Raw genomic sequence first — 16775 nt, 5'->3', positions numbered from 1 at the left:
CCCCGATGTTAGGCCCGTGCGTGTTACGCGTACCGACCGCCCGGAAGGCCTGACGAACTCCACGGAGGGCGCGGTCTATTTGCTCGCGGACGAGCCCAGGAATTGACCCCATTACAGACTCCTGATCATTTGGATGAACGACGCGTCGGCATCCGCCTTCGACTTCTTGCCCTTGTGCTTCTTCAGCGGGTTGCCATCGAGCACCCACAGCTTGTCTTCGCGCATTCTCAGCTCGGTATAGGCGCCCTGGTTACGAGCCAAGCGCAGGGTGCGAGCCATGATGAAATAGGTGTCATCAAGCCCATGCGGCTCGCTGCGCACGATGACGCGCTGGCCAGGCTTCCACACAGCGCCGTTAGGAGCCCGGTAGCCTGGAACGATGGCCCGGATCTCGAACCCCTCAAGGCGACTGTCGGCCAGCACCTTCCTTGCCCTGGTAGTCGCCATGTCCGAGCTTTCGCTGGCACTGTCGATGACGACCTTCGGCCGGAAGATACCGCGACGGGCCAGCACATCATCTTTGATGACCGAGCGCAGATGCGCCTTGCCGGTATCCAGCCCATCGTTATCGTACTGGCCGTGCTGGCCTAGCACGGTGACCTGGCTATACCGGCCAGCGATGGAGCGGCGCGTGCTCAAGCGCTCGACGTTGTTCCCCATGCCGTCCTTTCGCAGGATCAGCTCACCCACGGGCGCCGAGGTGTAGTCCGGCCCGCCAACAACCAGCAGGCCATCCGGCTCGACCCACGGCCACAAGCCGTTGGCTTCAGCCACCTGAAGCAGCGCCTCCCATCCCGACTGGCCAGGCTCGACCTGGACCCGGCGTCGGATAGGTTTACCCGCCGCACGCACCTCCACTCGGGTGATACCTAGCGGCGTGACCACTTCCTTGAGGATCTGGGCCAGAGACGCCTCCCGCATGGACACAAAGGGAGCAGAACAATCGACCAAGGCTGCCGCTTTGTCTCGGCCAGTGATGCGGATGGAGATTCCTCGTTTCGATACGTCGTGCTCAATCTCGTCCAGTTGGCCGGTCAGCACCCGGTCGCGGCCGAGCGTCAGGCTACAACTTGCCCCCTCAACCAACGTCTCTGGCAACTGCACCGTGTCGCGGGTGAACAGCTCCAGCTCAAACCCATCAGCCGGCGTGAGCAGGTCCGACTCAACTGACCAGCCATCCCATGTTTTGTAGATCTTGCCGCCGATAGAGAGGCGGATGGACTCTTCAGTTTGCATAAGCGCGGACCACCGTTCCTGGTGCAATGCTGTAGGGCGAGCGAAGTTCGGGATTCAGGCGCATCAGCTCGTCGGCCCGGCTGCTGTCGCTGTACCAGCGATGCGCCAACAACCGCAGATTGGTCGGCGACTCGACTGTCCGGGAGACAAGCGGTGGACGCTGGAGCACCAGCTGTCGTGCGCGGGCCTGAATCAGGGCAGCAGTCGTCCTCAGGCCTTCGATGATCGGCAACGCCTCTTCAATGCCGTAAAGGTGCCGATGCAGCAGGATGGCGGCCTGGATGAGGCTGCGCGCCAGGTTGGCCAGGCGCTCAAGGTCGTTCGGGCTGAGTGCCAAATCGTCCGCATCATTCTCGATGACCACGCCAATCGCGCTGGCGTAGTTCAGGGCCAACTCAGTTATCACCAACGTGACCAGGGCAAACGCCACGGCCTCGACTGGATCATCCGGCATGGTGTCTGGCAGTACCGAGCCGTCCGGCTCTGTGCCCTCACGCGCCGCAACCAGGAACGTGCTGCCAATACGGGCGATGTCGGGAGGCAGCGACTCAGCACCCGGCATGGCCGATGGCACGCCTGTGCGACTCAGCAGGTCGGCCGAGGCGCTAGGGGTGCTCTCTTCAATGGACGAACGGATTTCGGTAGGCGACCTGGTCAGGTCAAGCAATGGATCGAAGGCCGAGCCCGAGCTGTCGGCCATCGACTCGACACCAGAGACCACGCCCATGATCTGTGTCCGCATCTGCTGCAACCGCAGGGTAATGCCTGGCAGGCCCAGCGCCTTCTCCATCAGCCCGGTCCAGCCACCACCAATCCAGCCCTGAACCTCAGCGATCAGCGTGTCCAGGCGGCCGATCAGATCAAATACACCATCCTGCCAAGTCTTTTCGTCCTCGACATACGCAGTGCCCTCGGGCGTGTAGGTGAAGTCAGGATTGAAGAAGGCGTCATTTGGCCTGTGCTCAAGGAAGCGCAGCGCGATCTCGGCATAGTCCGGACGCTCGGCGTGATGGCTGACCTTATAGCCCCCGCTGACAACGGTCACGCTGCCATAGATCGGGTGGACCAGCTCGCCCGGACCGATTGCGTCGAGCGCGATCAGGACCAGCTTGAGCTGAAACAGGTAGTTGGGGCCGAACACCACAGCACGCATCGAGAACTCGCGGGCGCCTTGCCCCAAGTCCTCAACATCATCGCCATCCACATACGGCACGCCATGCTGAACCAGAGCCCGCTGGGCTTCCAGATCCTCAGCCATGATGTCCAGATTGACGCCACGATAAGTGCAATCCAGCAGATCATCTGCCCAGCTCATTGTCCGCGCCTCACTTGTAGGTCCGCTCTGCGCTCAACCTGAGCATGGATGTAGTCGGAATCTGTCCTCACCTCGACGACCAGGGGCTTGTCCAGGAGGGCCGACAGTTTCAGTGCTGCAGCATTGATGCCGGCCGTCACTGCCCGGTTTGCGATCCCCGACGCCCAAGCACTACCCCCAGCAGCAGACATGCCGTTGGAGGTGAGGCCCGTTTCCTGCTGAGCCAGGCGCTGAGCCTGCTGCGACACCCAGTCATCAGACTGGGTAGGGTTGTTGCCAGACAGGCTCATGCGATTCTTGTAGAAGGCCGAGTAATAGCTTTTCTGCCCATCGCTGAGCAGCTTGCTACCTTGGGCATGGCGCAAGCGCGCCTCGTCGGAGTTATCCGCCGATCCTCCCAGCACCCCAAGTGTCAGCACTGTTGAACCAAGGGCGGCGTACCGGCCCCAGTTTTTCGAGTTATTCGACAAGTCGGGCGTCGGGGTCTGCATGCCTCCAGCCGGCCAGTTGGTGACGAACACGGAAGTAACGCCGGCTGCCTCTTCCAGCACCTTGCCCACCGCTACGTTCTTCAGCGTTTCTGGACCGCCCAGGAACTTGTTCAGCAGCGCCCCTGCACCCGCTTTGGCACCGCGCCCGGCGTAGTATCCGCCGAGGCCGGTGGCGATACCGGCGCCCAGCATCTGCTCGCCGGTCAGGTTGAGGTCATCCAGGATGTAGTTGCCGAACTCGGTAAAGCTCTTGTTGATCGGTTGAGCCATGCGGTCGATGGCCTTGCTGAGCGTGGCCCGCATGCGGCTGCCAGTGCCGGTGGCACTGTTGACGTTGTCAGCCAGGTCTCGGTTGAACACCGGCTCAGCCCGGGCAATTTCGGCGGTCTGCTCTCTGAAGGTGTCCAGGCGGTTACCGGACAGCATGATCTGCATGCCCCGGACGGTGTCCTGGTCCATGCCCTTGAAGGTCACGCCCAGGAATCGAGCGCGCTCCTTGTCGGTCTTGAGCTTGTCGTACTTGCCCTTGAGGTCGCCCAGCACCGCAGCCGGGTCTCGGTAACTGCCGCTCTTGTCGAAGAATTGAACGCCCGTGGCCTTGGTTACCTGCTCCTGGTACGCCTTGATACCGAACACCCGCAATGTCGAATCGGCCAGGGTTCCCAAGCGGTCTGGCTGCATCTCTACCGTCGATAGCGTCTCGGTGAAGGCCAGCGCCTGAGAAATCGACATGCCTGCCCGCTGGGCGGACTGGCCAATCTTGGGGAACAGGTCTGCAAGGTTCTCCAGCTCGGCGTTGCCGAGGCGACCGGCAACGGTCATCTTCTGCAACAGCTCCAGCGCTGCGCCGTCCTTGTTGAGGTCGATGTTGAAGGCACTGGCACCGGCCACCACCGCCTTGCCCAGGATCGCGGCATCCGCGCCCGTAACGGCTGTGCCCTGGCCAATGGCGTCAGCGGTCTTTTTGGCCGCCCCATACTCGACGCCCGAGGCGATCAGCGTATTGAATCCGCTGTCCACACCTTCACGGCCCAAACCGTACTGCTTGGCGATGCGGAAACCTTCCTCACGCCATTCCTCACGCTGGGCGGCCGTCATGCCGGCCGTCTGCTGGGTGCGGATCAACTGGCGGTCCAAGGCCGCACTGCCCACCAGGCCGGTGGCCGCGCCGAACCCGAGCCCGAGGCCGGCCAACTGGCCTTGGGCGCTGCCGCCCAGGCGCTTCACACGGTCCAGCTCGGTACGAACTCCGGCAGCCATGCTCTTCAGCATGCGCAGATTGCGGCCGCCGTTCTGGGCCAACCGGCGAAAGCTGCCCTCGGTACGCTCAACGCTGCGGCGCAGCGGCTCGATGCCTTCACGGTCAGCGCGGACAAACTCACCCTTGGACTGATTCGCTGCCTGCTTGGCCGCCTGGCCCAGTTGCTTCAGCTCGCCCTGAGTCTGGATTACACCGTGGCGAAAGACGTTGGAGCCCTGCGTGGCAGCTTCGCGCATGGCCTGACGGATGATCTTGAAGCTGGCTGCACCTTCCTTGCCGGTCTTGTTGAGCGCGGTGCCAGCCTTGCCACTTTCGTCAGCGAGCGCTTTGGCACCGTTCTTCCCGGCTTGGCGCAGGTCACGCTCAATGCCCTGGATCTCACGACGGCTGTTCCCCGAGGTGGCATTGATCCGCAGGGCTACACGCAAATCGGAACTCATGAGGTCACTCCCGCATGCCTATATAAAGAAGAAAGGCCCATCACTGGGCCTTGGTTACTTCGGTGGTCGGCTCGGGGGTCCACCGTAAAACCGGCATCCCCGCAGCATTGAGGCCGTAGCCGTACTGACCAGGAGGCCCCTGGTAGACCCCCATTCGGCGGGCGGCGCCCTCCAAGTCTTCCTGGAATGCAGCCTCCAGACCGGGGCCTGAAAGATCGAGCAGCGCCGATCCACGCCGGGAGTGCCACGCCACGCTCAGCACCTTTGCCTCTTGCTCACTCAGCGGAAACTCTTTTGCGTTGGCCATTTAACTTCCCCATAGACACGTATCGCCTGGTGGCTTTTTTGCGACCGACCAGGAGATCAATGCGTGCATCAATCTCCGGCCGGGTCATCCGACTGATTTCCTCTAGTCGGTAGCCGTGTCGGACGAGGTGATGCTCGATTCGCCGCCAGTCGTGGACGCCGCGCTCTGCGGCGACAGCTTTTTTTCCAGTTCAGCATCCGCCTCGGCGATCAGGGCCAAGTCGCCCTCGGTCAGCTCAGCGCGCAGCAACTCGGTGGTCAGTTCCTTGGCTGGGATATCGCCCAGGGCAAGTAGCTGCTGGCGGTAAACCTCCAGCGTGACCAACTGGATAGGGCCGACTGGATGTTCCTGCTGAGCCGTGATGAGGTCGCCGCTCATGGCCACACGAAGAGTGAAGGACTTGTGTCGGGTGCCGGCGTAATACACGCCGATCCCCAGTTCGCGGGTAATGGTCAGGCCGTCCCAGCGCTTATCAATGTTCGACATGGCGATTACTCGGAGTATTTGTTGAGGGCAACAAGGGTGAGGTCGCGGACCGCTTCACCTTCCAGCGCGTATTTGCTGCCCATCTCGACCAAGGACACGCCAGTCCAGGTCTCGCGCAGCTCACCACCATCCTGAGGCTCGATGGTCAGCTTCGCGTCCACCATTGCCTCCCAGACGGGCTCGCCGGTTTTGGGAATGGCTACCGATACGCGCAGCTCATATTCGGCCATGCCGGCTGCGGTGCCTTTGGCCTTACCGGCTCGGTTCATGGTCCGAACGACCACTCGGCCGGTCTTGACGGTGTCGTCAACGGACTTAACGTCGTAGTCGACGCCGTTGATCGACAAGACGATCTGGCCAACGTAGATATCTGACATACAGGCTCCGGTTACAGAAGAAGGTCGATGCGGCCGGCGAACACATGCAGGCCATTGACGACATCGACAGGGATCGAGGCGTTGAGTCGGCTCACGTCCTGCGCGGATCGCTCCACGATCAGCGCATCAGCGTTGGCCGCGACCTCTTCGACGATCTCCAAGTCTTCGCACTTCTTCAGCACGTCCAGCAGCTCACCACGCACGGCGGCTGGCGTTCGGCTGGACAACTTGGCGCGCGGGAAGCGCAGGCGGATGCGTTCGCGACAGGCCTGGCGGACGTAATAGAGGGTGCGGATGGTGGTCAGATCGAGCAACGCCACGTCATCCGCCCCGGCCGCCGACTTGGTGTAGGTGGTCACCGCACGGACGATCTGCACCGTACCGCCTGGACCCACTTCCAGCGGCGTCACACCATTGGCCAAACAGGTTTCTTGCTCGGTACGGCCCAGGCGACTGGCAATCGGCGGCACCTGGATACCTTTCAGGACCAGCGTATTGAGGGGGCGTGCGGGATCTTCTTCGAACGCTACGACCGAGGCGAAGGCCGCCGCCACCTGGCGAGCGGTAGACGCGGAGCCCGGCAAGACCACAACACAGATAGCGCCCGAGTTCAGGCTGTCTGCCAGAGTGGTGGCGGCCGACAAGGTCGAGGTCAGCGCACCAATGCCAATGATTGACTGCTGTTCAATGGAATCGGTGTACGTCTCGATGTGCGTGCGCAGTGCTGCCATGGCAGTCGAGCTGAACCAGGCTGGCACCAGAATGGTGAAGCCACCCAGCGCAGTTGCTGCCAGTGCAGCGGCAATGCTCGGCTCGGCCTGGCCCTCGACGGTGACGCCGACGCAGGAAATCGCCACATAGCGATTCGCTGCGATGGCTGCGGCCACCATTTCTTCGGCCACATCACCGAACTTGGCCTTGGCCTCATCGGCGCTGTAGACCTGAGTCGGAATGTTAGGGCCTACCGTTGCACCGGCACCCAGCGGCACGATCAGGCAAACGCTTTGGGCGTTGGTTGGCAGAGTCCGCACCGCAAGCTTGGTGTTGAACTCCATGTATACGCCCGGCTTTCGGATGCTCGCCGGGATGGTGTCAAATTCGATGGTCATTTGGTGGCTCTCTTAGCGGCGGGTTTGGCACCACGCGGTTTGGCCTCTACCAGCTCGCCAGAGGCGATTCGACGCTGGTAGTACGAGTTATCAGGTACTTCCACAGGCTCGTCCGGCGCATGCTCGATGAACTTTCGAGGCTCGCCGGCCATGGGCACGCGGTTACCTGGTGCAGCGGTTACGAGCATCACGGCTCCTTCAATTCAATGCTGTCCCGAGCTGCTACCTCGGGGTTGTTGGCCGGGACATGGAAGGCAAGGTCCACGCCTTCCAGAACAGGCAGCTCTGGCGACCCGAACTCAAATTCAGGCACTACCCAGTCCAGGTCGATGGCGAAGCTCTGGCCCAGCACCGACAGGTGACTGGTCTGGAACTTGCCGTTGACCAGGTTGGCGAACTCGGTAGGCGCCGCACGGGCGCCACCTTCTTTGTGTTGCCACCCAGTCAGCAGGTGCATGCACTGCTCCCAGATCCAGTAACTGCCCGGATCGCGGGCCACCGTGCCGCGCCGGGTCTCCCGTTCACCCCGAACCGCAGTGCTGGAGATGACCAGGCGAAACACAACAGCAGCCTTGAAACGCCTTTGGCCGGCTTTGTCGAACCTCACCTTTGGGGTGGTGATCAGTACGGATGGGGTCTGCTTGAGCAGGTCGACCAGCAGATCCGGGTCACTCAGTTCCCCGCCGTAGCTGTCCAGGTGCAAACGCGGCAGGGCCTGTTTCAGTTGACCTAGCCGCGCCTGAATGGCGTCTTCCAGCTCACCCAGCATCACAACCCCCGGAGCGTGGTGCGGCTGAACATCCGCGGTTGGTGGCTGATCTGTAGGCCCGACTGCCCAGACTCCGCCGCGCCACGCTTTTCATCCTCAGCAGCCAGGCTTTCCAGCCGCTTGATGATGTCCTTGTAGCGCAGGCGTACAGCCGAATCGGCGTTGGCCTTCTCGCCGTACAGGTGGAACCTGGTCAGCTCAGGCAGGTCATCGGCAACCCAGCCCGGGGCGTCCTCGCCCTGGAGCCGGTAGCGCAGATAGAACTGAACCTCGCTGCGAGCGCGGGTCGCGGCGTCAGCGATCCGTGCCAGTGCCGCCACGGCAGATGCCACATCCTCGGCATCCCAGTTATCCAAGGGCTCACCCTTGGCAGCCGCTTCCAGCAGCTCACCTTCAATGGGCCGGTTAAGGGCGGGTACGGAAAGCTCCGCCATTTCCTTGGAACCAAAGCGAGTGATGACCGCAATTGCGCTCGGCAGCGAGAGATTCATTAGTCAGCGTCCTTCTGAGCTACCTTGCCGCGCTTGGCCTGCACTTTGTCCGGGCTTACCACTCCGGCCTGAGTACCATCTGCCTGAGCCACTGCCGCAGCCGGCGCCGGAGCCGGCGACTCATCACCGCCGGCATTGCTGATCGTCGACCTGCTTGCATCGTCCTGCGCCTCCGGCGTCTTTTGCAGCGGTTGAAGTTTTTCGGCGATGAGCGTGACCAGGCTGTCAGCCGTGATGATGATCACGCCTTCCTGCGCCGGATCTGCCGGGGTCAGCAGCTTGGCCGCTTCCACGACCAGGTCCGGTGCTGCCTTCTGGCGTTCTTGCGCTGCCAGCAGATCGGCGCAGGCCGATTTCAGCCCAGCTCGGGCCTTGTCCAGGTCATGCTCCAGCCCGGCGATGGTGTTGCCCAGCTCCTGGATCAGGTCGTCGTTGTCCTGGTCGGACTGGAGAGTGTTCTCCAGCACCCCCTCGACAACCATCAGGTTCGGGTCATCGCGCAGCATGGCCAGTTGCTGCTCCGACAGATCGCCGTCCTCGTAGAATGTGCCCGCCACGTAGTGAGCCAGCCCGGCACGGCGATAGCCGTCACGCTTGGATTTGATTGCAATACCCATGGCCGTTACCCCAGCCAGCTCGGCGACAGCACTTCAGCAGTGCCGGCCCATTCGTTGCCGCCTTCGGCGTCCTTGACGACCAGCTTGCGTGCTGCGCCTTCCAGGCTGGATGGCACCACCAGCAAGCCAGGACGCACGCCCAGCGGACGACCACCGTCTGCCTTGAAGTCCTTCATGGCAGCACGGGCGGCCGCGTAGTTGTCAGCGGTGAGCGGCGCCTTGGAGCAGTAAGCGAACTGCCACAAGCCAAAGCCAGTGTTGACGCGGGCGTCGACGCCATAGCGGTACATGTCCTGCATGAACACCGCTTCGTCGTCGATCTTGGTCATAGCCTTCAGATCGTAGTTACGGCGCTTCTGGAAGATGATCGGCTTGATGGCGCGACTGACATCGAGCAGATACCAGGCCGGACCAGTGCCAGCCTGGTAGTTGCTGACGGAAGTAGCCGTGCCGGTGCCATCGCTGTTCGGGTACAGCGGGTGATCGGTGTCGAAGAAGTTCTGACCGTCGTAGCAGGCGGTGGTCAGGCCTGCTTTCAACAAGGCAAAAACCATCTCGTCCGGATGAGCCTTAGCAGCACGGCCCATTTCTTGGAACAGCGCGCCGTACACACCGACCTCGTCGTCTTCCATTGCATCGCGCGGGACGCTGACCGAAGACTCGAATTTCTTGTTGAGGATGGTGTAGGCGTGGGTGGCCATGTCACGCAGAACGCGGTCACCTACCCATTCACGGAACGCCGGGAACTGACCGAGCCACCCGTAGGTGTTGCTGGAGCCGGTCGACGGTACTTCAGTGGCGATCTTCTGCCAGTCGGTTGGGGTATCAGTGAAGGCACGCTGATACTCGCTACGGAAGGAGGTAAAGAAGGCGGCCAACGCCTGTGGGGTAATGATCATGTGGTTGCGTCCTTTAAATGCCTACGCGGCCTTTGATGAAGTCTGCCTCGCTCATGCCCATCAGCTTGGCGACGTGCTTTTCCTCGGCGTTGAGCGCTGTGGAGGTGCCATTCGGCTTGTGCTCGTCCAGGCCGGACGGAGCACCAACAACAGGAGCGGCCTTCACGTACTCGCGGAAACGGTCAAGGCCGGCTTGCTCCGAGCAGGCCGCACGGTGGTAGTCGGCGGTGGCTGGAGTGATCTTGCCGGCCTTCAGAGCGGCATCGATCTCGGTGTCCACCACAGCCTTGTAATCAGCGGCCTTATGCTCACTCAACGCCTGCTCGGCATTGAGTGCCCGGCGCTCGACCAAGGCGTAATCACCGCGTGGAACGAAGTCGGCCAGGCTGGGCTGCTCACTGTTGCGAGCGGTGGCGGTGGCCTTGAGCTGATTTACTGCGGTGATGACCTGGTCATCAGTTGCATTGGCGTCCAGGCCAAGGGACGCCGTGAGTGCGATTGGAAGAGGCAATTTGTGAATCTCCGTCTGCTCATGGTTCAGTGCTGTAAGCACAAGGTTCGGTTTATTCGTCAGGCCGACGCTGACCATGCGAAGGATTCGCCGGTAAACGTCGTCGTAGTCGAATACAGGGGAAACAAATCGGTACTCACGGGCGGCGACCTGGTCCCCGGCACGTGGTGTCCAGGTGACATGGCCCCACAGGGCTCCGGCGCGCAGCTCTAGCTGGTCGATCCAGCCGGCAGCGGGGGCAGGCTCACCCTGCGGTGCTGCTACCTCGGTGGAGTGCTCCCAATCGATCACCATGTCGATGCCACGATCAGCAAAGGCGGCGAGCACCAGACGCTGAGCCAGCTCATCGAACAACCAGGTACGACCGTCACGACCAGTGATGGCTGGTCCAGGGGGAATCAGCTCGATCCATTCGGGCGCCTGGCCCTCAGTGGAGGGCAGCGCCGATAAATCCGTGTTGAGTGCGATGTGTTTTTTCATGCCGCCAGTGTGTGGGGCATACGGAGGGGATTGTTTTTAAGCTCGACGCAAGGATTTGGTCGGCTGTGGGGGGACTGCGGGAGGGAGTGGAATGCTACCTCGCTTCGGATAGCAAACGGATCACTTTTTCAGGTTTTCCAGCCTTTCGAAGAATCTCAGTGTCGATTAGAGGCCGGGAACGGTGCCAGAACCAAATCTAACGGTAATCTAACGGTACTCGGCGGCGATTCCCAACCGGATGCACCGCCTACGGCCTCCACAGCGCTCAAATGAGCGCGTTTTTAAAAGACCCGTTTAGCCCGTCAGATAGTCCGATACGATCTCCAGAATCTCCGTTTCGTCCTCACTCGACAATCCGAGGTAGGGTCGAGCTGGCATTTCCACCGATCTCGCACCATGCGTGACCCACTGAGCAAAGTTTGACTTGCTCTTCTTTACGAAGCGGTTGCCGACCACGCCACCCTTTTCCTTGAAGTACACCTGCTGAGATCGAGCCGCGTGCTCGATCTTGCCGCCTAACTGGTGAATGGCTCCGTACGGACGATCAGTGCCAAAGCTGAGTTCATCACCGCTCACCTGGTGACGGAGAGTGTCGAGCAGATCCCCGGACTCACGCAGGATCTTGTTGCCTTTCTTTCTGGCCAAGGTACGCGGTGACAGTGGCGCCCAAGGCGAGCCATCCGGTGCGACTTGGCGGCGAGCGCGGGCATCAGTAGAGATGTGCAGGTATTCGGCGATGTCATTAAGCGGCGTCTGCAATGAGCCCAAGCGCTCAATCAGCTGCTCCAGCTCGCGCCCTACCGCCGTGGCGTCCATCGTTACATCAAGCATTGCGCCGGCCATTTGCACCTCCCTCTATATAGAGTGCCTAGATCACTCGCTATCCAATCGGCGGTACAGCCGCACACCCAAGCGCAGTTGCTCCAGGTACTCGACATCATTCCCGGCCGGGGCAAGGGTGGTGATGCCATCCCAGCCATCAGAACCGACTTCAAACACAGCCAGCGCCGGGGCGGCCTCTCCATCCAGTTCGAAGCGGCGGATGTAGCGACGGCGCAGCACTGCCTTGTTCTGCTGAGCCTGCCATTCCAGCCTTACCCATACCTCGTCTGGCTCTTTCAGTGCGTCAGCCAGCAGCAACAGCTCACGGGCGTTGGTGCGCTGGCCAAGTTTTAAAGCGCTCGATTTGGCATCAGAAAACAACTCCCGGCCGATCACTACGCTGTCGCCCACCTTGTCCTTGAACACCGCTGGAGCGGTCTCGGTAGCGCCGAACTCGCCCAGGAACTGCCCGACGTAGTCCTGGTCAGCCAGCCCCTCAGGCATGATCCGGCTTGCGGGTGCCGGTCGAGGCGAAGGCAGCGCACCTGGAGGACGGCGGTTCGGCAGTCCAGGACTAGGCGCCGAGCTGGTACGTGGACCAGGTACAGGAAGCGGGTCATGGGCGCGCAGAGGTGGCACCGCAGACGACAGCCGCGACTGGCCCGGTGCATGTTCGAATCCTGGATCAATGCCCAATGGCACGCGCACGCTACGCGGACCGTTGGGGCTGTTGACGCCGATGATCCGAGTTTCGTACTCGATCACCGGAGCTGGGCCAACCTTGAGGCCCATGCGCTCAACGTCCCGAGCGCTGACCATGAACTTTTTGCACTTGCACCCCCAGCCGTTCTGCGGGCTGTGCGTGGACCACCAGGCGTCATCGAGCGGCAGCACCGTGCCATTCCAAGCCAAGTGCTGCGGGCGAGGATTGGCGCTATCGCCGTGGCGATACAGGCCAAAGGGGCGCGCCTTACGCAGCTCCGGGTCAGCCATCTGGGCTTCGCGCCCGGCGTTGTAGGACTGCCGCAGGTTCGTTTCAAAGATGGTGCGCGTCCGCCAGGCCCGGCCTCCGTTGTACTCCCAGCCGTGCTGGTTGACGATCCGGTCGAAGTCCGTGCGGAATTGATCCAGGGTGCGCCCAGTGGCAATGGCTTTCTCTACTGCACCGCGCATGTCGGCCAGCAGATCGCGCTTGGTCGCACCGGCAACCACGAACGCCCAGTCATGCTCGGCTGCGTAGAGGTCCGTCCAGGCGCGGGACGGCAGATTGGTCTTGCCCTTGAAGTAGTCGATCTGTTGTTGAAATGGCAGATTGCCATGGGATACTGCCATTTTTCACCACGCATGGAGATCAAGATGGGAATTGGTTTTGCTGTTAATTGGAGATTCGAAGAGTGCGAATTCCTTAACGTTGCAGGGGGAACGGACACCATCCCTGCAGGTATTCACCCCGTTGCCGAGCGAGACACGGTAACCGTCTACGTAGGCACCAGGACCTATGTGATGGACAAGGCCACCTTCAACTTGCTTAAAGCGCAACGCAAAGTGAACCACCTGCTCTAGAGCCCCCTGAGCACATCGTCGCGGCCGGCCAGGCTCGCCGCCGCCAAGCCATCAGCCATGGCGTTGGTGAGCTGTTCTGCGTTCATTGCTGGGTATGCCTCAATAAGCCGGTCGCGAAATTCCTCAAGGCTGGACACCGAGTCCAGTAGCTCCTTGATCGGTTCGACCATGTCATCCATGGATGCGGCTGCGGATGCCTCCATTGTTTTGACCTGGTTGTCCACGATGTCTGGTACCGCAGCCGATGCTTTTGGCTGCTCGCGGTTGAGCGCGGTGGTCGCCGAGGCCGGCGCTGCAGCCTGAACCGCTAGAATCTCGGCACCATCCGCTGGCTCAGGCAGACCGAACTTGTCGCGGATAACCGACTGCTCGATCCGCAGCCCCAGCGGCACCAGCGCAGTCACGGCCTTAATCAGCAGTTCAAGGTTTTCGGGCTGTGGCACATCAATGATCAGGCGCGGGTAAGGCCGACCTGGTGCAAAATTCAGGTCGCAGAAAGGCCGCACGAACATGCGGTTGAGCGTGTTCGACTCGGCCTTGGCGTCGGCCTCCAGAAGGTCAAGCCGCACCTCGTTGTGTACCTTGGCCTGAGCCAGGCTGGCACCGTCGTCGGCGCTCATCGTCTGCCCGACGATGGCCTTGGACATTTGTTTGTCCCACCATTCGGCCAGTCCTTTGAAGAAGTCACCGGCGCCGGCCACGTTGGCGGCCTGGTTGAAGTCGATGCGCATCGAGTCAGGAATGACAGCAGCAGCATCGCTCCCCAGGTTGGCCACCGCCGACAGCAGTACGCCAATGTCTTCCTTACTGGCGTTCGGCCCATAGCGGCCAACGCGCATGGGGATGCCGTAGATGTCGGCAAAGCCCATCCAGTCCTTCCAAGTCCATGCCTTGCACATGTAGCCAACCGCAGCCAGACGCGCCAGACCGCCACGGATCGGCAAGCCCGTGCGCAGCCGAGGGCGGTGCACGATGAACTTGTATGGAGCCAGCGCAATGCCATTGACCACGTCTGCGTCATCGAGCAGGCGCAGCTCCTGCCCCGTCGCTCGGTCGAACATGAAGAAGCGCGGGTCACGCCACTCAAAACGCTCCGGCACCCATGTCTTGCCACTGCGGTCCCAGATGATCTCCGCGACCGAATACCCCTTGCCCAGGGCGTCAGTCAGATCAGTCTGAACCTCGCCAAACTCAGGTGACCCGATTACCTCGCGCAGGGCATCCGCCCGGCGAACGTCCTCGGCATCGTCGGTGGCCGCTTCTACCCGGATGTTGAGACCGGCTAGAGCGAGCTTGCGAGTGCCAAGCACGGATGCGTAGTGCAGGTCACGCTCTTCCATTTCTTCTGCAAGGGTCAGGTAATCGCGGGCATCACCCTCGGCGGCAGCCTGGAGCAGAGCAGCGAGTCGACCAGGTGTCAGGCCACCTGCTACAGATGGGTGCCAAACCTGGCGCACGCCAGTAACACGAGGCGCGGCAACTTCCTCGGTGAGCTGATCGTATTCAATGGCGCGACCGTACTGGTCGACAATGGGGGAACGGGCCATTACCAGATGCCTTCTTTAGAGCGCCAACCGGCCCCGCGCACGACCTGACGATCATGCGCGGCCGACTGCTGAACGCGGTGGGATTCGAATATTTCTACTTCCTGGCGACTGGCGAAGTCAGCCAGCACCAGGGCAACGCCTGCGTCACCGTGGCGCTTGTCGCCGCCTTTCTCTGTGGTGCGCTGCTCAGGGATGCGCGCCACTCCTTTCACTACCCGGAAAGCGCGGATGTCGCCGGTAACGTCCTTATCGGCCGGGATGGCATATAGGGTGTCGTCTTCCAGCGCAGCCTTGAACGGCGGCATGTTGTCCCGGTACCAACCCTCGGTGAGCATGACCTGCTCAATGCGGTTGAATCCGAACTCCACGGCAGCAGACTCGGCGATCTGCTGGCCGTTGCCACGGGCGTCATGCGCGCCCTTGAGGAAATTGGGCAGGCGCCGGACGATATAGAACAGGATCTGCTCCTGCTGCTTGAACGGCACGTTGCGCATCTCCAGCACGAACGGCGTCCGCTTGCGCAGGTTCTGCTCTTTGAGCAGCGGCCAGAAAACGGAAAGGTCGCCCGAGCGAGCGAAGTCCATCCCATAGAAGCTCTGCACGTCGGTTGGCAAGTCCCTCAGCAGTGGCAGCAGCTCGCGCTCACACCACTCCAGCGACTCAGCCAAGCGCACATGCTCTGGGGCCGTCTCATACCCCTGCGGGTACTTGAGGCGCAGCACCGGGGAGTCTCGACTTGTGCGACTCTCGACCAGAGCCAACGACAGGTACGCGCCGCCGCCTTGGCTGGGCACGCAGTCCAGCTCTTCGGTGGCCGCGTCGCCGTAGAAGCTGTAAACATCAGCGACCCAGGCGTCCTCTTCTTCCTGGATGTGAGGGATACCACGGCGCATACACACCCGTTGATACAGGCCCTCGGCCACTGCCTCGCTGAAGGTGCAGCGGAACAGATGCCCTTTACGCTTACCGGCGCGGATCTCTTCTATCAGCTCGTTGAAAGCGTTCTCCGTGCCGTCATGGGTGCTAATCACATGGACCTCACCACCCCAGATCAACAGGGCAAGCGCTGCCTTCAGCAGCTCGGCCAGATCCTGGTGGAACGCCGCCTCATCAATCACCACCACACCCTGACGGCCCCGCAAGTTGCTCGGGCGACTGGTGAGCGCCACGATGCGGTGCCCTGAGGGAAACACAATGGTGTAGGTCTTGATGTGCTTCTCTTTGTCCTCATCCGGCCAGATACCTTCCTCAATCTCGCCGGCCGCATAGTCGAACGCTCGCGCCCACATCGCACACGCCTGGATGTACTCGACCGTCATGTCCTGGTTGTACCCCAGGTAATAAACGGTTTGGCCCTTGGCACTCTTCGCAGATGCTGCGACCAAGACGTTGTCAGCCGCTTCCGCCCAAGTGAGGCCGATACGCCTGGACTTCTCTCCGACCTTCAAGGGCGCCCGGATGCCGATCCAGTCTTTCTGGTACTGCAACAGGACAGATGGGGTTACGACCCCAGAGCCATCTAGCATATGCGGGCTGCTCACATGGACCTCCGCAGTGCTAGGCTATTGCCACTATTAACATGTGGCCGAGGTGAAAAATGCTTGACTGGGTTGCGGGCGCCGTCCAAAGCGCAAAAACGATGAAAGAAATTGGCCAGTCGCTCCTTACCATTCGCGACGAAAATATCATCCGTGAACGCGTGTACGCGCTGAACAATAACCTGATGGACCTTCAGCAGAAGCTGCTTGAGGCACAACTCAGTCAGATGGAACTGGTCCAGCGGATTCAGGCGCTTGAGGACGAGAGGGACCAGGCTAATCAATCGACGAGCGTCAAATCGCAGTATCAAATTCATACCTTCGAAACGTCGCACCATGCATATGTTTTGAAGACCGACGACCAAGAGAAGCCGACGCACTTCTATTGCAGTCACTGCATGGAAACCGAAAGTCTGCCCATGACACTTCAAGGCTCTGCCGTATTGAGCTGCCCTAAATGCAAGTACACGGTCCGGTCCGCGCCCTACAAGCCCACCCGACTCGCTCGCAGGTAGC

General features: G+C 61.3%; 18 protein-coding genes. 1 reads left to right on the top strand and 17 read right to left on the bottom strand.

Going from position 1 to position 16775, the window contains the following annotated elements; all coding sequences use genetic code 11:
- Positions 1-111 precede the first annotated feature (111 nt).
- The 17 genes from N805_RS12335 to N805_RS12250 all read right to left on the bottom strand — a co-directional run bounded on the left by N805_RS12335 (position 112) and on the right by N805_RS12250 (position 16262).
- Positions 112-1236 (bottom strand): phage baseplate assembly protein, encoded by a 1125-nt coding sequence (locus N805_RS12335; RefSeq protein ID WP_019470912.1) that lies wholly within the window; start codon positions 1234-1236, stop codon positions 112-114.
- Positions 1226-2551 (bottom strand): DNA circularization protein, encoded by a 1326-nt coding sequence (locus tag N805_RS12330; protein ID WP_019470913.1) that lies wholly within the window; start codon positions 2549-2551, stop codon positions 1226-1228. The genes N805_RS12335 and N805_RS12330 overlap by 11 nt, the downstream gene beginning before the upstream one ends.
- A complete protein-coding gene (locus tag N805_RS12325; RefSeq protein WP_019470914.1) occupies positions 2548-4743 on the bottom strand; it encodes a phage tail tape measure protein in 2196 nt (731 codons plus the stop codon). The genes N805_RS12330 and N805_RS12325 overlap by 4 nt, the downstream gene beginning before the upstream one ends.
- Before the next feature lie 40 nt (positions 4744-4783).
- Positions 4784-5050, bottom strand: a complete 267-nt coding sequence (locus N805_RS12320; RefSeq protein WP_019470915.1) for a hypothetical protein — start codon at positions 5048-5050, stop codon at positions 4784-4786.
- Between the two features lie 102 nt (positions 5051-5152).
- Positions 5153-5536, bottom strand: a complete 384-nt coding sequence (locus tag N805_RS12315; RefSeq protein ID WP_019470916.1) for a hypothetical protein — start codon at positions 5534-5536, stop codon at positions 5153-5155.
- A gap of 5 nt (positions 5537-5541) precedes the next feature.
- Positions 5542-5913: a hypothetical protein gene (locus N805_RS12310; protein ID WP_019470917.1), complete on the bottom strand. Its 372-nt coding sequence runs from the start codon at positions 5911-5913 to the stop codon at positions 5542-5544.
- A gap of 11 nt (positions 5914-5924) precedes the next feature.
- Positions 5925-7022: a phage tail sheath C-terminal domain-containing protein gene (locus tag N805_RS12305; RefSeq protein ID WP_019470918.1), complete on the bottom strand. Its 1098-nt coding sequence runs from the start codon at positions 7020-7022 to the stop codon at positions 5925-5927.
- Complete coding sequence (locus tag N805_RS12300) at positions 7019-7210, bottom strand: DUF2635 domain-containing protein (protein WP_019470919.1); 192 nt, start codon at positions 7208-7210, stop codon at positions 7019-7021. Before N805_RS12300 ends, N805_RS12305 begins: the two co-directional genes overlap by 4 nt.
- Entirely contained in the window at positions 7210-7791 is a 582-nt protein-coding gene (locus N805_RS12295) for a phage protein Gp37 (protein WP_019470920.1), read from the bottom strand. Before N805_RS12295 ends, N805_RS12300 begins: the two co-directional genes overlap by 1 nt.
- Positions 7791-8282: a phage protein Gp36 family protein gene (locus tag N805_RS12290; protein ID WP_019470921.1), complete on the bottom strand. Its 492-nt coding sequence runs from the start codon at positions 8280-8282 to the stop codon at positions 7791-7793. Before N805_RS12290 ends, N805_RS12295 begins: the two co-directional genes overlap by 1 nt.
- Complete coding sequence (locus tag N805_RS12285) at positions 8282-8899, bottom strand: HI1506-related protein (RefSeq protein WP_019470922.1); 618 nt, start codon at positions 8897-8899, stop codon at positions 8282-8284. Before N805_RS12285 ends, N805_RS12290 begins: the two co-directional genes overlap by 1 nt.
- Before the next feature lie 5 nt (positions 8900-8904).
- Positions 8905-9798 carry a Mu-like prophage major head subunit gpT family protein gene (locus N805_RS12280; RefSeq protein WP_019470923.1) on the bottom strand — a complete coding sequence of 298 codons (894 nt, stop codon included), beginning with the start codon at positions 9796-9798 and terminating at the stop codon, positions 8905-8907.
- A 13-nt stretch (positions 9799-9811) separates the two neighbouring features.
- Positions 9812-10789, bottom strand: coding sequence for a phage protease (locus N805_RS12275; protein ID WP_019470924.1), 978 nt, complete (start codon positions 10787-10789; stop codon positions 9812-9814).
- A 294-nt stretch (positions 10790-11083) separates the two neighbouring features.
- Positions 11084-11632 carry a phage virion morphogenesis protein gene (locus N805_RS12270; protein WP_019470925.1) on the bottom strand — a complete coding sequence of 183 codons (549 nt, stop codon included), beginning with the start codon at positions 11630-11632 and terminating at the stop codon, positions 11084-11086.
- A 30-nt stretch (positions 11633-11662) separates the two neighbouring features.
- Positions 11663-12943 carry a PBECR2 nuclease fold domain-containing protein gene (locus N805_RS12265; protein ID WP_019470926.1) on the bottom strand — a complete coding sequence of 427 codons (1281 nt, stop codon included), beginning with the start codon at positions 12941-12943 and terminating at the stop codon, positions 11663-11665.
- A gap of 227 nt (positions 12944-13170) precedes the next feature.
- A complete protein-coding gene (locus N805_RS12255) occupies positions 13171-14721 on the bottom strand; it encodes a DUF935 domain-containing protein (protein WP_019470928.1) in 1551 nt (516 codons plus the stop codon).
- Positions 14721-16262: a hypothetical protein gene (locus tag N805_RS12250; protein ID WP_026034404.1), complete on the bottom strand. Its 1542-nt coding sequence runs from the start codon at positions 16260-16262 to the stop codon at positions 14721-14723. Before N805_RS12250 ends, N805_RS12255 begins: the two co-directional genes overlap by 1 nt.
- Before the next feature lie 56 nt (positions 16263-16318).
- Here N805_RS12250 and N805_RS12245 point away from each other — a divergent pair, with 56 nt between their 5' ends.
- Positions 16319-16774 carry a hypothetical protein gene (locus N805_RS12245; RefSeq protein ID WP_019470930.1) on the top strand — a complete coding sequence of 152 codons (456 nt, stop codon included), beginning with the start codon at positions 16319-16321 and terminating at the stop codon, positions 16772-16774.
- Position 16775 lies beyond the last annotated feature (1 nt).

Origin of the sequence: Pseudomonas putida S13.1.2, from assembly GCF_000498395.2 — a bacterium.
In the GTDB taxonomy this organism is placed as follows: Bacteria; Pseudomonadota; Gammaproteobacteria; order Pseudomonadales; family Pseudomonadaceae; genus Aquipseudomonas; species Aquipseudomonas putida_Q.
The sequence above is the reverse complement of the archived record's forward strand: the minus strand, read 5'-3'. Positions and strand labels throughout refer to the sequence as shown.

What these genes read in the sequence shown, in the direction of transcription:
- N805_RS12335 (WP_019470912.1), bottom strand. Translation starts at nt 1,236, where the DNA reads ATGCAAACTGAAGAGTCCATCCGCCTCTCTATCGGCGGCAAGATCTAC.
- N805_RS12330 (WP_019470913.1), bottom strand. Translation starts at nt 2,551, where the DNA reads ATGAGCTGGGCAGATGATCTGCTGGATTGCACTTATCGTGGCGTCAAT.
- N805_RS12325 (WP_019470914.1), bottom strand. Translation starts at nt 4,743, where the DNA reads ATGAGTTCCGATTTGCGTGTAGCCCTGCGGATCAATGCCACCTCGGGG.
- N805_RS12320 (WP_019470915.1), bottom strand. Translation starts at nt 5,050, where the DNA reads ATGGCCAACGCAAAAGAGTTTCCGCTGAGTGAGCAAGAGGCAAAGGTG.
- N805_RS12315 (WP_019470916.1), bottom strand. Translation starts at nt 5,536, where the DNA reads ATGTCGAACATTGATAAGCGCTGGGACGGCCTGACCATTACCCGCGAA.
- N805_RS12310 (WP_019470917.1), bottom strand. Translation starts at nt 5,913, where the DNA reads ATGTCAGATATCTACGTTGGCCAGATCGTCTTGTCGATCAACGGCGTC.
- N805_RS12305 (WP_019470918.1), bottom strand. Translation starts at nt 7,022, where the DNA reads ATGACCATCGAATTTGACACCATCCCGGCGAGCATCCGAAAGCCGGGC.
- N805_RS12300 (WP_019470919.1), bottom strand. Translation starts at nt 7,210, where the DNA reads ATGCTCGTAACCGCTGCACCAGGTAACCGCGTGCCCATGGCCGGCGAG.
- N805_RS12295 (WP_019470920.1), bottom strand. Translation starts at nt 7,791, where the DNA reads ATGCTGGGTGAGCTGGAAGACGCCATTCAGGCGCGGCTAGGTCAACTG.
- N805_RS12290 (WP_019470921.1), bottom strand. Translation starts at nt 8,282, where the DNA reads ATGAATCTCTCGCTGCCGAGCGCAATTGCGGTCATCACTCGCTTTGGT.
- N805_RS12285 (WP_019470922.1), bottom strand. Translation starts at nt 8,899, where the DNA reads ATGGGTATTGCAATCAAATCCAAGCGTGACGGCTATCGCCGTGCCGGG.
- N805_RS12280 (WP_019470923.1), bottom strand. Translation starts at nt 9,798, where the DNA reads ATGATCATTACCCCACAGGCGTTGGCCGCCTTCTTTACCTCCTTCCGT.
- N805_RS12275 (WP_019470924.1), bottom strand. Translation starts at nt 10,789, where the DNA reads ATGAAAAAACACATCGCACTCAACACGGATTTATCGGCGCTGCCCTCC.
- N805_RS12270 (WP_019470925.1), bottom strand. Translation starts at nt 11,632, where the DNA reads ATGGCCGGCGCAATGCTTGATGTAACGATGGACGCCACGGCGGTAGGG.
- N805_RS12265 (WP_019470926.1), bottom strand. Translation starts at nt 12,943, where the DNA reads ATGGCAGTATCCCATGGCAATCTGCCATTTCAACAACAGATCGACTAC.
- N805_RS12255 (WP_019470928.1), bottom strand. Translation starts at nt 14,721, where the DNA reads ATGGCCCGTTCCCCCATTGTCGACCAGTACGGTCGCGCCATTGAATAC.
- N805_RS12245 (WP_019470930.1), top strand. Translation starts at nt 16,319, where the DNA reads ATGCTTGACTGGGTTGCGGGCGCCGTCCAAAGCGCAAAAACGATGAAA.